The following is a 13,579-nucleotide window of genomic DNA, read 5'->3' as shown; positions in this document are numbered from 1 at the left end:
TGTTTCATGCGCTCTCTGGCGCGATGGCGCGCAATCTGGACCGCGCGGCGGACAGGGTCAAGCCGTGAGGAAAGCCGCGATCGCCTCGCCCAGTTCGGGGCGCGTGACACTCGACATATGGGTGCCGGGGATCGTGGTGAGCCGCGCGTCGGGCAGCACCGCGACCAGTTCCTCGGCCGAACCATTGTCCTGATCCTGATCGCCGCAGACGACCAGAGTCGGCATCGTCAGCGCCGCCAGCATCTCGGGCGTCGTGTCGGTGAAGCTGTCCAGCAGCAAGCGCGCCGCGACGCGGTCGATCTTCATCGTCTTCATGAACTGGATCGACATCCAGGTATCGTCGCCGCGCTTCGCACTCTCATAGTCGGCGATGACGCGCTGGAAGAATTGCCCGCGCTTCGCCCAGCCGGCGAGCCCCGCGAGCCCCATGCCGCCGAGGATCAGCCGCCGCGGCCGCATCCCCGCGACCACCGCGCGCACGCTAGTCCGCGCGCCGAGCGAAAAGCCGCCGAGGTCGAAATCGGCGAGACCCAGATGCGCGACCAGATCCTCAAGATCCCGCACCAGCACGTCGGGCGGATAATGCTCGGGCTCGTGCGGCGCGTCGCTCGATCCATGGACGCGCAGGTCGGGCATGATGACGCGGTAGCCCGCCGCGGCGACGCACGCGGCGGTGCCGAACTTGATCCAGTTGACCTCGGCGTTCGAGAACAGGCCGTGGAGAAGCAGGATCGGCGCCCCTTCGCCCATTTCGCGCCACGCCAGCCGCACGCCGTCGCGCGCGTCGAAAAATTGCGGTTCGATGGTCATGGGCAGCCTTTATCTGCGGAGGCGGGGCAAGGGCAAGATGGGCGAATTGCGCGCAGAGGGCAGGGTGCGCGAAGAAGAATAGGGTTCACGCGGAGGCGCGGAGCCGCGGAGAAGAAAGATCCGGGCCGGCAGGCCACCTGCTATCGCTCAGGGTTCGGCCGAAAGCGAGGCGGAAGAGAAAAGCCGCTTCGCGGCGAACGCAATCTCTCCGCGTCTCCGCGTGAACCGAAAATCTCTGTAGCGTCTGCGCGAAACTCCGCTATCGCGCCCGCAGCCCCTTCTGCTCCATCCGCCATTTCGCCAGCTCGATGCGGTCCTGTCCGAAGAAAGGTTCACCATCGAAAACCAATGTCGGCACGCCCCAATGTCCCGCGAGTTCGAGCGCGAGCTGGTTCGCCGCGATTTCGGTGTCGAGCGACTCGGCATCCTCCACCACCTCGGCGTCGAGCTCGGCAAGATCGAGCCCCGCGCGCTGCGCAGCGCCGGCGAGATGATCGCCGAGATGCCAGTCCTGCGCGCCGCCCCAGATGAGCTGCGCCACCTCGTGGCAGAAAGCGAGGCTCTTGCCGCGCCGCGACGCCGCCTGGCCGAGGCGGGTCAGGCGGTAGATATAGGGCTGCTCCTCCGCAATCGCGCGCGTCGCGACATTCTGGACGATCGGGTCGGGCCGCGGCGGGCCGAAAGGAATGCCGTGGAACTGCGCGACGCGGATCATATCGCGCATCGTATAGCTCAGCCAGTTCGGGTGATTGCGCTCGAAGAAATCGGGCTGGCGGATCGCGAGCGGATAGACCGGGCGCAGATCGATCGTCAGGTCGTGGCTCGCCGCGAGCGCGCGGTAGCGGCCGATCGCCAGATAGGAATAGGGCGAGCGAAAGGACCAGAAGAGGTCGGCGGTCAGGGTCATGGCACGCATAGTGCCGAAAATGCCGGACAGCGCAAGCACCCCTGTCGGGAAATTTTACACCATATCAGATGTTTCGCAGATGCAGCAAAGTTGCGATTGAATATAATAGCATCTGCTACTATATGCGCCGCCATGAACGAAACGATCGGCTTCCTGCTGAACGACAGCGCGCGGCTGTATCGCCGCGCCTTCAACGCGCGCACGAAAGCCAGCGGGATCACCGCACTGCAATGGCGGCTGATCACCTATCTCAAGCGGCATGAGGGAATCCGGCAGGGACCGCTCGCCGAGCTGATCGAGGTCGAGCCGATCACCCTGTCGCGGATGGTCGACCGGCTCGCCGAGGCCGGGCTGGTCGAGCGCCGCGCCGACCCGACCGACCGCCGCGCCTGGCGGCTCTACCTGACCGCGCGCGCCGCCGACCTGCTCCACTCGGTCCGCCGCACCGCCGAAGTGCTGAACGACGAAGCTACCGAAGGCCTGACCCCCGCCGAACGCGAACAGCTCGCGGTGCTCGTCGAGCGGGTGCGCGCCAATCTCTCCCGCCGCGAATGCCTGAAAGAAGCCCTGTAATGGACCAGCTCTCCCCTTCCCGCACCAAGGCCGAGGACGCGCGGCCAAAAGCGCTGCCCAAGGCTGACCCGGTGCCGGCTGCGGCAACTCCCGCGGCCGAAGCCGGGATGGAGGAGAAGGCGTCGTGGCGCACCCGCGCGCTGATGTTCGGCGTGCCGCTGCTTCTCGCGGTCGCGGGCGGCGCCTGGTGGCTGACCAGCGGCGGGTCGGTGTCGACCGACAACGCCTATGTCCAGATGGACAAGGTGTCGGTCGCGGCCGAGGTCGGCGGCCTGATCACCGAAGTCGCGGTACGCGAGGGGCAGGAGGTGCAAAAGGGCCAGCTTCTCTTCCGCATCGACGGCCATCCCTATGCGCTGACCGTCGCGCAGGCGAGCGCCGCGATCGACGCCGCCAAGGTCGACGTCGGCAATCTGTCGGCGAGCCTCGCCTCGACCAGCGTCGACATCAGGGCGGCGCAGGAAGCCGTCGGCTTCGCCGAATCGAATTTCGCGCGGCAGGCGGCGCTGATGGAAAAGGGCTTCACCACCAAGGCCGCCTATGACGCCTCGAAGCACGCCGTCGAACAGGCACGCGCCAGCCTGGCGCAGGCCCGCGCCGATGCGGCCGAAGCGCGCGCCAAGCTCGCGACCGGCGCCGGCGGCGTCAATCCGCAGGTCGAGGCGGCGAAGGTCCAGCGCGCGCAGGCCGAGGTCAATCTGGGCCGCACCGAAGTGCGCGCGCCGAGCGCCGGCCGCGTCGCCGAATCGGATCGCCTCCAGCTCGGCCAGATGATGGTCGCGGGGCTTCCCGCGGTGACGCTGGTCGACACCGCGCATCCGTGGGTCGACGCCAATTTCAAGGAAACCGACCTCGCCCATATGTGCGCGGGGCAGCGCGCCGAAATGCGCTTCGACGCCTATCCGGGGCTGGTCGTGCGCGGCCACGTCCAGACGATCGGCGCGGGCACGGGCAGCGAATTTTCGGTGCTGCCGGCGCAGAATGCGACCGGCAACTGGGTCAAGGTGACGCAGCGCGTCCCCGTCCGCATCGCCTTCGACGAGGTCGCCAAGCGCCCGATGATCGCGGGCCTGTCGACCGAGGTGAAGGTGATCACGTCGGACGGCTGCAAATAAGCCCCGCCTGATGGCCAGCCGCGCCCTTCCCCGCCGCCGCGCCGCGCCCGCGGCGACGGTCGTCCATGAGGATCGCCCGCTCTACGAGCAGGTGCGCTATCGCGGCCTCCTGACCGTCGCCGTCATGGGCGCGTCGGTGATGCAGATTCTCGACACGACGATTGCCAACGTCGCCATCCCGCACATGCAGTCGAGCCTCGGCGCGACGAGCGAGACGGTGAACTGGGTGCTGACCAGCTATATCATCGCCTCGGCGGTCGCGATGCCGATCACCGGCTGGCTCGCCGACAAGATCGGGCGGCGGGCGCTGTTCCTCGGCGCGGTGATCGGCTTCATCATCGCCTCGATGGCGTGCGGCGCGGCACAGAATCTGGAGGAGATGGTGATCTTCCGCTTCCTCCAGGGGATCAGCGCCGCCTTCATCGGCCCCCTGTCGCAGTCGGTGATGCTCGACATCAACCCGCCCGAGCGTCACGCGCGCGCGATGTCGATCTGGGGCATGGGGATCATGGTCGGGCCGATCATGGGACCGATCATCGGCGGCTGGCTGACCGAATCGGCCAATTGGCGCTGGGTCTTCTACGTCAACCTGCCGGTCGGCGCGGCGACCTTCGCGCTGATGTGGGCGCTGCTCCCCGCGACGGGGCGCAAGCAACGCAAGTTCGATCTTTTCGGCTTTTCGATGCTCGCGCTGGGTCTCGCCTCGCTCCAGCTCATGCTCGACCGCGGCGCACAGAAGGACTGGTTCGACAGCCTCGAAATCTGGATCGAGACCGGGGTCTCGATCTCGTGCCTGTGGATGTTCGTCATCCACCTGTTCACCGCGCGCAACACGATGTTCGACCGCCGGATGCTCGCCGACCGCAACCTCGCGACCGCGCTCGGTTTCATGGTCGTGATCGGCATCGTCATGTTCTCGTCGATGGCGCTGCTGCCGCCGATGCTTCAGCGCCTGTTCGACTGGCCGGTGATCGACACCGGCTGGGTGCTCGCGGTGCGCGGCATCGGCATCTTGCTCAGCATGTCGGTCGCCGGGCGATTGATCGGCAAGGTCGACGCACGCTGGATGGTCGGCAGCGGCCTGTTGATCGCCGCTTACTCGCTGTGGCAGATGAGCCACTGGTCGCTGATGATGGGCGCGTGGCCGGTGGTCGTCAGCGGTCTCGTCCAGGGGCTCGGCATGGGGCTGGTCTTCATTCCGCTCAACACCATGGCCTTCGCGACGCTGGGCCCGATGTGGCGCACCGATGGCGCGAGCCTGCTCAACCTGTTCCGCAGCGTCGGCGCCTCGGTCGGCATTTCGGTCGTCACGACCCTGCTCGGCGCCAACACACAGACCAGCCACGAAGACCTGGTGGCGCATATCACCAGCGGCTCGGTATCGATGATCGATCCCTCGACCTCAGACCGGCTGGGCCAGCTCGGCGGCAGCGTGATGGCGATGGTCAATGCCGAGATCAACCGGCAGGCGGCGATGGTCGCCTATATCGACAATTTCTGGGCGATGATGTGGGTAACGCTCGCCTCGGTCCCGCTCGTCATCCTGTTGCGTCCGCCAAAGCCCGGCGGCCCGGCGGCGTCGGCCGCCGACATGGGGCATTAGAGTGCGACTGTCCTGAAGGGGGCGGGGAACGGACATTTCCCTCTTTGTCATTCCCGTGAAAGCGGGAATGACGAAGGCAGGAGATGCAGAACGTCGCTTATCGGCTTAAAACGCCCTTCACCTTGCCCAGCGCAGTGCCCGGCGCAGTTCGGCGGCACCGTCCGAGGCATAGGGAAGCCCATGCGCCATCACCACGCGCTCGCAGGGCCAGGCGAGGATCGCCGCTACCACCGCGCGGACCGCGCGCCGCTTCGGCCAGAAGGTCAGGCGAAGGTCGATCGGCGCCGTACCGTCGGGATGCGCCGCGCCCGATAGGCGAACGAGCCAGCGATAGACGGGATTGACGACGCGCTGCGGCTCGAAATTCTCGATCAGGTCGGTCAGGATCGCGGCGCGCGACGCGTGGTGGAAAAAGACCGCTTCGCTCACCGCCGTGCCGGGAACGAGCACCGTGTCGATCTCCTCGCGCGGCCACGGCGCGCCGGCGCCATCGAGCACCGCGTCGATACGAAAGGTCCGCTTCGCCTTTTCGGCGAGCCCCGGCACCGCGGCGGTCTTCGCCTGCGGATAGCGCTGCTGCCAGTCGGCGACGAACCAGTAATGAAGGCTGTTGGGGGCAACGAGCCACGCGACCTCGCCCAACTCATCGACCGCGTCGAACAGCGCGGCTTCCGGCGCGACCGGCGAATGGACCCACAGGCGCCCGTCGCCCAGCCGCACCAGCGTCATCCGCGTCGGAAAGGGGATCGAGGCGGGGCCATAATCCATGCGGATTTCCGGCCCGTCAACGATCCAGATATTCTCGCCGAAGGGCTTGGGGACATTGAGCGGCGCATAGGGGCGAAAGCCGGCCATCGCCTTTCCTACCACCCCGGCTAGCCGGGTTCAAACACTCCCCGGCTGGAGTAGGGAGGCAGTTCGACTACACTCCTCGTCACCCCGGGCTTGATCCGGAGTGACGAAGACAGAAAAATCGCACCTGGTTCCACAAATCAGGTCATCATCCCAGCCGGGAACCGGCCCCCCGCCGCGTCATCGCCAGTTCCATGAAGCTCGCCGGATCGGGCGTCGCGTCGAAAGCCGGCACGCCTTCGGGGATCGCGACCCAATCGCGTTTCCGCCGCACCCAGATATGCGCGAACGGGTCGAGCTCCGCCGGGTCGTCGAGGGTGCCGCCGCGCACGATCGCCATGCCGGGACGCTCGCTGTTGACGTTGTAGATGCGGCCGAAACAATCGGGGCAGAAGCTGTGCGTCGACACGCCGCCCGAGGGGCGCGGCATCGCGCGCTCGACGCGCCGCCCCTCGCTCGACAGGCTGGCTTCCATCACGATCAGCTGATCGGCAAAGGCACTGCCGGTCGACTTCTGGCAGTCGAGACAGTGGCAGCAATAGTTGAGCAGCGGCCCCTCCTGAACGAAGCGGTAGCGAAGCTGGCCGCAGCGGCAGCCGCCGGTAATCTCGCGCGTCATGTCGCTTTCCTTCCTTGTCCCGTTATCGCCGGCAACATGACGATCGCACCGAGCGCGGCGATCGCCATATCCTTTTGCGCGTCCCACATATCGCCCTGCTGCCCATTATAGCGATCGGCAGTCTCGCCCGCCGCAACGATCGTCAGTAGCCATTCGAAAATCTCGTAGAGGCAGGAAATGGCGAGCACCCAGCCGAGCACGGCAACCACCGCGCCGCGTCGCCCCAGGCCGCCCCAGCGCCGCGCGATTTCGGCAACGGGGATCGCCGACAGCGCCCCGAAACCGAAATGGACGAGCCGGTCATAGTGGTTGCGCGTCCAGCCGAAGCTTTCGGACAGCGTCGCGCCGGTCAGCACGCGCGCCCAATCGTCATAGGGAACATTGCTATAGGCATAGCGCCCGCCGAGCGTATGCAACGCAAGAAAGGCGACGATGCAGGCCAGCGCCGGGCTCGAGAGCGGCCAGCGGCGCAGCAGCCACGGCGAAGCGAGGAGCAGCAGCCCCGTCGGAATATGCTGCAACAGCGCCACCTCGGGATAGGGCTGCGCGATCTGGGCGGTGAGCAGCAGCGCGAGAAGCAGGCCGAGAAACCAGCGCTGCGGCCGGGACAGCGACGCGATCACCAGCGCAGCGACATGCAGCTCAGCCCCGCATCGATGCGCGCGATCTGGTCGGTCGCCATCGGCCGGACGGCGATCCCGCGCGCGGACAGCAGGGCGTGGGTGGCGGACCAGCGGGCACCGACGAGGATCGTGTCGCCGATGCGCAGCAGATTGGCGGCCGCCTCTTCGCCCGCCGGAGTCTCGACGACCGTCAGACCGGCGAACTGCGGGCAGCCCGCGAGCGCGGGAACGGCGAGGATCGTCGTTTCGTCGATCAGCCCGCAACCGGTCTTGAAATGGAGCACGCCGGGCGGGGTCTCGGCAATCTCGGCGCGGATGCCGAGTTCCCTGAGCAGCACCGCCAGTTCCTCGGCGCCCGCGCGGTCAGTGCGCGCGGACAGGCCGATGATCACGCGGTCGGCGAGACGCAATATGTCGCCGCCGTCGGCATGGCCCGGCCCCGTCATTGCGAGCAGACGCGCGTGGCGCGCCGCGAGCGCTGCGCGGATATGCTCGACCTCGCCCGCGCGGGGTCCCGCGCCGGGGCGCAGCAGGATCGCGCCTTCGGGAAAGGTCAGCGCGACATCCTCGGTGAACAGCGCGTCGGGGAAAGCGTCGAGCGGCGGCAGCACATCGACCGACAGGCCGAGATTGCGCAGCGCCGCGACATAGGCGGCATGTTCGGCGGCGAGGCCGGCGAAATCGGGATCGGGCCCGTCCCCGGCGCGCAGGCCCTTGACCGCCGATGGGGCGGGGGCGCGGCAGAGGGCGTGGGTGAAGGCGAAGGGACTGGTCATGCACTCCCTTATCCGTTCGCATCGAGCGAAGTCGAGATGCCGTGAGGGCAAACGCCAACGATGGGTGTCTCGACTTCATCCTCAGGATGAAGTTTATCCTGAGCGCCTGCCAAGGCAGTCGAAGGGCTCGACACGAACGGGATTTGGAGAGTCGCTTTACCCCTTCTTGAGGTGCCGGCGGCCGAGCAGTTCGGCGATCTGCACCGCGTTCAGCGCCGCGCCCTTGCGGAGGTTGTCGCTGACGCACCAGAGGTTGAGACCGTTGTCGACGGTCGGATCGTCGCGGACGCGGCTGACGAAGGTCGCGAAATCGCCGACCGCTTCGACCGGCGTGATATAGCCGCCGTCCTCGCGCTTGTCGTGGAGCACGACACCCGGCGCCTCGCGCAGGATGCGCTGCGCTTCCTCGGCGGGCAATTCATCTTCCAGCTCGATGTTGATCGCTTCGGAGTGCCCGACGAACACCGGGACGCGGACGCAGGTCGCGGTGACCTTGATCTTGGGGTCGAGGATCTTCTTGGTCTCGACGACCATCTTCCATTCCTCCTTGGTCGAACCGTCGTCGAGGAATTTGTCGATGTGCGGAATGACGTTGAAAGCAATCTGCTTGGTGAACTTGGTCACGTCCTTCTCGTCGCCGACGAAGATCTGGCGGGTCTGGTTCCAGAGCTCGTCCATCCCCGCCTTGCCCGCACCCGACACCGACTGATAGGTCGAGACGACGACGCGCTTGATCGTCGCGGCGTCGTGCAGCGGCTTGAGCGCGACGACCATCTGCGCGGTCGAGCAGTTCGGATTGGCGATGATATTGCGCGCCGTATAGCCGTCGATCGCGTCGGGGTTCACCTCGGGCACGATCAGCGGCACGTCGGGGTCCATGCGATAGAGCGAGCTGTTGTCGATCACGACGCAGCCCGCCGCCGCGGCCTTGGGCGCGTGGATCGCGGTCGCGTCGCTGCCGATCGCAAAGATCGCCATGTCCCAGCCCGACCAGTCGAAATTCTCGATATTCTGGCATTTGACGGTCTTGCCGGTGTCGCCGATCTCGACCTCGTCGCCCTGGCTGCGCGACGATGCGACCGCCGCCAGTTCGTCATAGGGAAATTCGCGCTCGGCGAGAATGGCGAGCACTTCGCGCCCGACATTGCCCGTGGCCCCGGCGACAACGATACGATAACCCATCTACTCACTCCTCAAGCGTAAGAATTCGGTGGAAACGATAATCAGACTTTCCAGCGGAAATGGCCGGTCAGCGGATGCGCGAACAGCGCATCCTCCTCACGCGTGCCGCCGCCGATATTGTGGATGACCAGCGGGATGCCGATCGTATTCTTCCGGTCCGAGACGATGCCGGTATGCGGCAGGCGCCCGCCCACCCGCTGGGTGAAGATATCGCCCGGCCGCCAGCCCGCCGGATCTTCGCTCACCGGAACCGCCGCCTTCTGCCGCCGCCAGAAGGTCGCGAGGTTGGGAACACGGCGGTGGTCGATATTGCGGTCGGGACGGCCGAGCCCCCAGTTCTTCGGATAGGCCCCGAAATTGGCGCGCATGTCGGCGTTGACGAGCGCTTGCAGATCGAGCCCCAGCGCATCGCGAAAGGCGCGGATCACGACATCGGTGCACACGCCCTTGACGCGGTCGACGTCGCCGTTCGGAAAGGACAGCACCGTATAGGCGGGGTCATAGCGCAGCGTGACGCCGATCTGTCTGCGCGCCGCCGCGACAAGCCGCTGCGCATGGGTCGCGGCCATCGCCTGCCCCGCGAAGCCGAACGCCCCAAAGCACAGCCCCGCGCCGATGAAGGCGCGCCGTGTCGGCTGGAAAGTGGGGGACGGCTGGATCAATTTCGCTTTGCCCAAATGAAAACGACCGGCTCTGCCTGTTGGCGGAACCGGTCGTTTTTGAAAGCTGTTTCGGCTTTATGGAGGAGAAGCTCTCCTTAGCCTTCGCCGGCTTCCGACCGGTAATCGCGGCGCTCCGCAATACGTGCCGATTTACCAGTGCGTCCACGCAGATAGTAAAGCTTCGCACGACGGACAGCGCCCTTACGGACGACGGTAATCGAATCGATGTTGGGCGAGTAGAGCGGAAACACGCGCTCGACACCTTCGCCGAACGACATTTTGCGCACGGTGAAGTTGGAGCCCATGCCCTTGTTCGAGCGTGCGATGCACACGCCTTCGAAATTCTGGACGCGGGTGCGTTCGCCTTCGACCACCTTCACGCCGACTTTCAGCGTGTCGCCGGGACGGAAGGTCGGAATGGTCTTGCCAGCCTTGGCGATTTCTTCGGCTTCGATCGTCTGGATGAGGTTCATGTCCTCTAGTCCTTTTCTTTTCGCCGCGCGCCAGAGGCAGGTCGGTCCCGAGCGCCCTCATGGCGCTCCCAAAGGTCCGGCCTGCGTAACCGTGTATCGATCTCGGCCTGTTGTTTCCGCCAGGCGGCGATCTTCGCATGATCCCCCGATCGCAGCACTTCGGGGATCGTGCGCCCTTCCCATGTGACGGGCCGGGTATAGTGCGGATATTCGAGCAAACCGTTCTCGAACGATTCGTCGTCACCGCTGGATGGCGCGCCCATTACGCCGGGAAGCAGCCGAATGCAAGCGTCGAGGAGGAGCAGCGCGCCCATCTCGCCCCCCGACAGGATGATGTCGCCCATCGACACCTGTTCGACGGCCCGCGCCTCGAAAATCCGCTCGTCGAACCCCTCGAACCGGCCGCAGAGGATGATTGCTCCCGGCCCCGCCGCCAGCGCGCGCACGCGCGCCTGCGTAATCGGCGCCCCGCGCGGCGTCATCGCCAGCACCGGCAACCCCGGATGCGCGGCCATCGCATGGTCGATCACGGCGCCGAGGACATCGGCCTTGAGCACCATCCCCGCCCCGCCGCCCGCGGGCGTATCGTCCACGGTTCGATGCTTGTCGGTCGCGAAATCGCGGATCTGCACCGGATCGCACGCCCAGACCCCGGCTTCGAGCGCGCGCCCCGCCATGCTGTGCCCCAGCGGGCCGGGGAACATGTCGGGGTAAAGGGTCAGCGGGACGGCGGTGAAGGTCAAGGCAGCGTCCAATTCTCGACTTTCAGCCCCGGGACATCGGCGAAGTCGGCTTCGTTGTTGGTTACGAGGGTCAGGCCGAGTGACAGGGCGTGGGCCGCGATCAGCCGGTCGAAGACCGCCCGCTTATGCGGCAAGGTGCCGTATATCCTTGCCGCAGCCTCGTCGAATGGAACGGCCGGAACATTTTCCAGAAAGATGCCCAGGTCGGAGGCGTCGAGCGCGCTGGCGCCATAACCCACCGCGATTTCAGCCAGATTGATCGCCGAGCAGCAAAGCGTACCCGCATCCTGCTGGCTTACCTTATCGAGAAGTTTTGGTGAAGCGGCAGTTAGCAAGTAGATGCAGATATTGCTGTCGAGCAGAAAGCGAAATTCACTCATCGGGTTTCAGTTTTTTGCCTTCCCAATCGAGCTGACGCTCCTCGAAATCACGACGCTCCGGAACCTTGAGCCAAGGCGCCTTGCCCCAAAAACCGCTGACGTCGATCTTCGCCTTGGGCTTGTCGGCGGGCTCGAAGCGGAATTCGCCGCGTTCCTCGCGGACGATCATCTCGGTTCCTTCCTCGATCCCCAGCGCCTTGGGCAGGCGCAGCGCGAGCGAATTGCCCGATTTGAACACTTTGGCGCGATATTCCTTGGTCATGGCAGGCTCCGTATATACATTATGTATATACGAGATCGCTCCGAATCAATCCATCGCCTGCCACAGCGGCGCCGGAACCAGATCGCGATCCATCGCCAGTTCCTCGTGAAGCCATTCGCGGAACCGCTCGATCTTGCGGACACCGACGCGGCCTTCGGGATGGACGAGGAAATTGGCGGTGCCGGGACAATAGAGCGTCTCGAACGGGCGCACGAGCCGCCCGCTGTCGAGTTCGGCGCGCCAGAAGAGCGGGGTCATCAGTGCGACGCCGAAACCGCCCTGCGCCGCGATCGCTTCCTGAAGCTGGCTGTCGAGTTCGATCCCGCGGCGCGAAGGCGGCGGCGGGGTACCGATGCCGGCCGCAGCGAACCAACCCGCCCACCAGGGATCGTTCGGCGCGAGGCGCGGAGCGCGGAGCAGATCGGTGGGCGCCACGATCGCGTTCGCATCGCGAAAGGCGGGCGAGCAGATCGGCGTGACGTGACTGCCGAACAGAAAGTCGCTGCGCAGCCCCGGCCAATCCCCGCCGCCGGTGCGGATCGCGACGTCGACATTGGTCGCATCGAAATCGACGAGTTCGTTCGACATCAGGAGGCGCACCGCGATGTCGGGATGACGAAGCTGAAAGCGTCCGATGCGTGCGCTGAGCCAGGTACCGCCGAAGGTGATCGCGGCGCTGATCGTCAATATATCGGCGTCATCGCTGCTGAGCGCGGCGAAGGCATCGTTCATCGTAGCGAAAGCTGTGCTTATTGCTGGAAGCAGGCGTCGCCCGGTGTCGGACAATCGCACCCGTCCCTTCGCCCGCACGAACAGCGCGCGACCCAACCGCTCCTCCAACTGCCGTATTTGATAGCTTACGGCTGCTTGCGTCATGCCCAACTCATCGGCGGCGCGCGAGAAATTCTCGAGCCTGGCGGCGGCTTCGAAGGCGCGAACGGCGGCAAGAGGCGGGAGCTTGGACATATCTCATATAAGTTGTGCTTATATCATGCCGCAATAGTTTTGTTGGCTTTGCGGGCCGCCCGAGCGCATCTGCGGACCATCGCGGACGAAAGGAGACAAGCGATGATGGAAGAGCATTTCATGCGCGGCTGGACGCACGGTCACGAACGCCTGAGCGCGGATCTCGACCGCGGGTTCCGATGGCTGCGCCGCGCGGCCTGCCGGTTCGTCGAAACGGTCGCCCCCAGCCATGCATCGGGCGAGGACGTCTATTTCGTGGCGCCCGCCCGCCACGTTGCGGGGCAGAGTGCTCCGGTTCGCGCGGCCCGTCACCGCTGAGCCGCGCTCGCGTCTGCCGTTCCCGTCCGGTGGTCCCTCGCCGGCACCGGGGACGGCGGGCGCTTTATTCGATGAAAGCCGCGTTCACCGTCACGCCGTCGGCGTCCCACGCGGGGACCGCCTGCGCGGTCATCGGCACCATGAAGCGCTTGCCGTCGGACTTCTCGATTTCGAGGATGTCGCCCGCGCCGAAATTCTCGACCGCCGCGACATGGCCGATCGCAGCGCCGCCGGTCGATACGCACGGCAGGCCGATCAGGTCGTGATGATAATATTCGCCCGGACCGAGCGGCGGCAATGCCGAGCGCGGGACGGTCAGGATCGTGCCGCGCAGCGCTTCGGCTGCGCTGCGGTCGGCGATCTCGGCGAAGCTTGCGACCGCGCCTTGGTTCGCCGGACGCACCGATTTCAGAGTCAGCTTGCGACCGCCCGCGTCGAAAACGGAAAAGGCGCGGAGAGCCTCCGCGCCTTCGCCGAACAGCTTGAGCCGCACCTCGCCCTGCACCCCATGCGCGCCGGCAATGGCGGCGAGGGTGACGGGGCGGTCGGCGTTCGCCAAGGCTTAGCCTTCGGCCTTTTCTTCGCCGGCTTCTTCAGCGGCGGCTTCGGTCGCAGCTTCTTCGGCCGGGGTTTCTTCGGCAACCGGGCCGCCTTCGGCGACTTCCTCGGCGATCGCGGTCGCGTCTTCGGCGGTCGCGTCGGCCGGGACTTCGTC

General features: G+C 66.1%; 18 protein-coding genes. 4 read left to right on the top strand and 14 right to left on the bottom strand.

The genetic code is table 11. The features are described from left to right. Positions 1 to 57: 57 nt before the first annotated feature. Entirely contained in the window at positions 58 to 810 is a 753-nt protein-coding gene (locus NP825_RS01085) for an alpha/beta fold hydrolase (protein WP_257547706.1), read from the bottom strand. A gap of 259 nt (positions 811 to 1,069) precedes the next feature. After that, positions 1,070 to 1,717 (bottom strand): 2-hydroxychromene-2-carboxylate isomerase, encoded by a 648-nt coding sequence (locus NP825_RS01080; protein ID WP_257547704.1) that lies wholly within the window; start codon positions 1,715 to 1,717, stop codon positions 1,070 to 1,072. Positions 1,718 to 1,849: 132 nt separating this feature from the next. On the opposite strand from NP825_RS01080, the gene NP825_RS01075 reads away from it, so the two are divergent. Genes NP825_RS01075 through NP825_RS01065 form a run of 3 tightly spaced genes read left to right on the top strand, consistent with a single transcriptional unit; the run spans position 1,850 to position 5,008 of the window. Then, positions 1,850 to 2,290 carry a MarR family winged helix-turn-helix transcriptional regulator gene (locus NP825_RS01075; RefSeq protein ID WP_257547702.1) on the top strand — a complete coding sequence of 147 codons (441 nt, stop codon included), beginning with the start codon at positions 1,850 to 1,852 and terminating at the stop codon, positions 2,288 to 2,290. After that, positions 2,290 to 3,405 carry an HlyD family secretion protein gene (locus NP825_RS01070; protein ID WP_257547700.1) on the top strand — a complete coding sequence of 372 codons (1,116 nt, stop codon included), beginning with the start codon at positions 2,290 to 2,292 and terminating at the stop codon, positions 3,403 to 3,405. Before NP825_RS01075 ends, NP825_RS01070 begins: the two co-directional genes overlap by 1 nt. Positions 3,406 to 3,415: 10 nt before the next feature. After that, positions 3,416 to 5,008 carry a DHA2 family efflux MFS transporter permease subunit gene (locus tag NP825_RS01065; RefSeq protein ID WP_257547698.1) on the top strand — a complete coding sequence of 531 codons (1,593 nt, stop codon included), beginning with the start codon at positions 3,416 to 3,418 and terminating at the stop codon, positions 5,006 to 5,008. Positions 5,009 to 5,125: 117 nt separating this feature from the next. Here the strand turns inward: NP825_RS01065 and NP825_RS01060 are convergent, their stop codons facing one another. The 11 genes from NP825_RS01060 to NP825_RS01010 all read right to left on the bottom strand — a co-directional run bounded on the left by NP825_RS01060 (position 5,126) and on the right by NP825_RS01010 (position 12,546). Continuing rightward, positions 5,126 to 5,863, bottom strand: coding sequence for a DUF4336 domain-containing protein (locus NP825_RS01060; protein ID WP_257547696.1), 738 nt, complete (start codon positions 5,861 to 5,863; stop codon positions 5,126 to 5,128). A gap of 145 nt (positions 5,864 to 6,008) precedes the next feature. Continuing rightward, the gene (locus NP825_RS01055; protein ID WP_257547694.1) at positions 6,009 to 6,479 is read right to left on the bottom strand and encodes a GFA family protein; all 471 of its coding nucleotides are present in this window, start codon (positions 6,477 to 6,479) and stop codon (positions 6,009 to 6,011) included. Continuing rightward, entirely contained in the window at positions 6,476 to 7,102 is a 627-nt protein-coding gene (locus NP825_RS01050) for a DUF2238 domain-containing protein (RefSeq protein WP_257547691.1), read from the bottom strand. Before NP825_RS01050 ends, NP825_RS01055 begins: the two co-directional genes overlap by 4 nt. Further along, entirely contained in the window at positions 7,099 to 7,878 is a 780-nt protein-coding gene (locus tag NP825_RS01045) for an arginine deiminase family protein (RefSeq protein ID WP_257547689.1), read from the bottom strand. The genes NP825_RS01050 and NP825_RS01045 overlap by 4 nt, the downstream gene beginning before the upstream one ends. Positions 7,879 to 8,034: 156 nt before the next feature. After that, positions 8,035 to 9,060: an aspartate-semialdehyde dehydrogenase gene (locus NP825_RS01040; protein WP_257547687.1), complete on the bottom strand. Its 1,026-nt coding sequence runs from the start codon at positions 9,058 to 9,060 to the stop codon at positions 8,035 to 8,037. Positions 9,061 to 9,101: 41 nt separating this feature from the next. Next, the gene (locus tag NP825_RS01035; protein WP_257547685.1) at positions 9,102 to 9,722 is read right to left on the bottom strand and encodes a DUF1287 domain-containing protein; all 621 of its coding nucleotides are present in this window, start codon (positions 9,720 to 9,722) and stop codon (positions 9,102 to 9,104) included. Between the two features lie 95 nt (positions 9,723 to 9,817). Continuing rightward, complete coding sequence (gene rplS / locus NP825_RS01030; RefSeq protein WP_037555002.1) at positions 9,818 to 10,195, bottom strand: 50S ribosomal protein L19; 378 nt, start codon at positions 10,193 to 10,195, stop codon at positions 9,818 to 9,820. A 5-nt stretch (positions 10,196 to 10,200) separates the two neighbouring features. Next, positions 10,201 to 10,938, bottom strand: coding sequence for a tRNA (guanosine(37)-N1)-methyltransferase TrmD (gene trmD / locus NP825_RS01025; RefSeq protein WP_257547681.1), 738 nt, complete (start codon positions 10,936 to 10,938; stop codon positions 10,201 to 10,203). After that, positions 10,935 to 11,318, bottom strand: coding sequence for a type II toxin-antitoxin system VapC family toxin (locus NP825_RS01020; protein WP_257547679.1), 384 nt, complete (start codon positions 11,316 to 11,318; stop codon positions 10,935 to 10,937). The genes trmD and NP825_RS01020 overlap by 4 nt, the downstream gene beginning before the upstream one ends. Further along, complete coding sequence (locus tag NP825_RS01015; protein WP_257547677.1) at positions 11,311 to 11,580, bottom strand: AbrB/MazE/SpoVT family DNA-binding domain-containing protein; 270 nt, start codon at positions 11,578 to 11,580, stop codon at positions 11,311 to 11,313. The genes NP825_RS01020 and NP825_RS01015 overlap by 8 nt, the downstream gene beginning before the upstream one ends. 45 nt (positions 11,581 to 11,625) lie before the next feature. After that, a complete protein-coding gene (locus tag NP825_RS01010; protein WP_257547675.1) occupies positions 11,626 to 12,546 on the bottom strand; it encodes a LysR substrate-binding domain-containing protein in 921 nt (306 codons plus the stop codon). A 102-nt stretch (positions 12,547 to 12,648) separates the two neighbouring features. Between NP825_RS01010 and NP825_RS01005 the strand changes: the two genes are divergently transcribed. Then, a complete protein-coding gene (locus NP825_RS01005; protein WP_257547673.1) occupies positions 12,649 to 12,864 on the top strand; it encodes a hypothetical protein in 216 nt (71 codons plus the stop codon). 64 nt (positions 12,865 to 12,928) lie between these two features. Here NP825_RS01005 and rimM read toward each other — a convergent pair whose 3' ends face one another. Then, positions 12,929 to 13,423 carry a ribosome maturation factor RimM gene (gene rimM, locus NP825_RS01000; RefSeq protein ID WP_257547671.1) on the bottom strand — a complete coding sequence of 165 codons (495 nt, stop codon included), beginning with the start codon at positions 13,421 to 13,423 and terminating at the stop codon, positions 12,929 to 12,931. Positions 13,424 to 13,579: the final 156 nt, after the last annotated feature.

Origin of the sequence: Sphingopyxis sp. DBS4 (genome assembly GCF_024628865.1) — a bacterium.
GTDB lineage: Bacteria > Pseudomonadota > Alphaproteobacteria > Sphingomonadales > Sphingomonadaceae > Sphingopyxis.
Note: the sequence above shows the minus strand (reverse complement) of the source record. Positions and strands in the feature narration are given on the sequence as shown.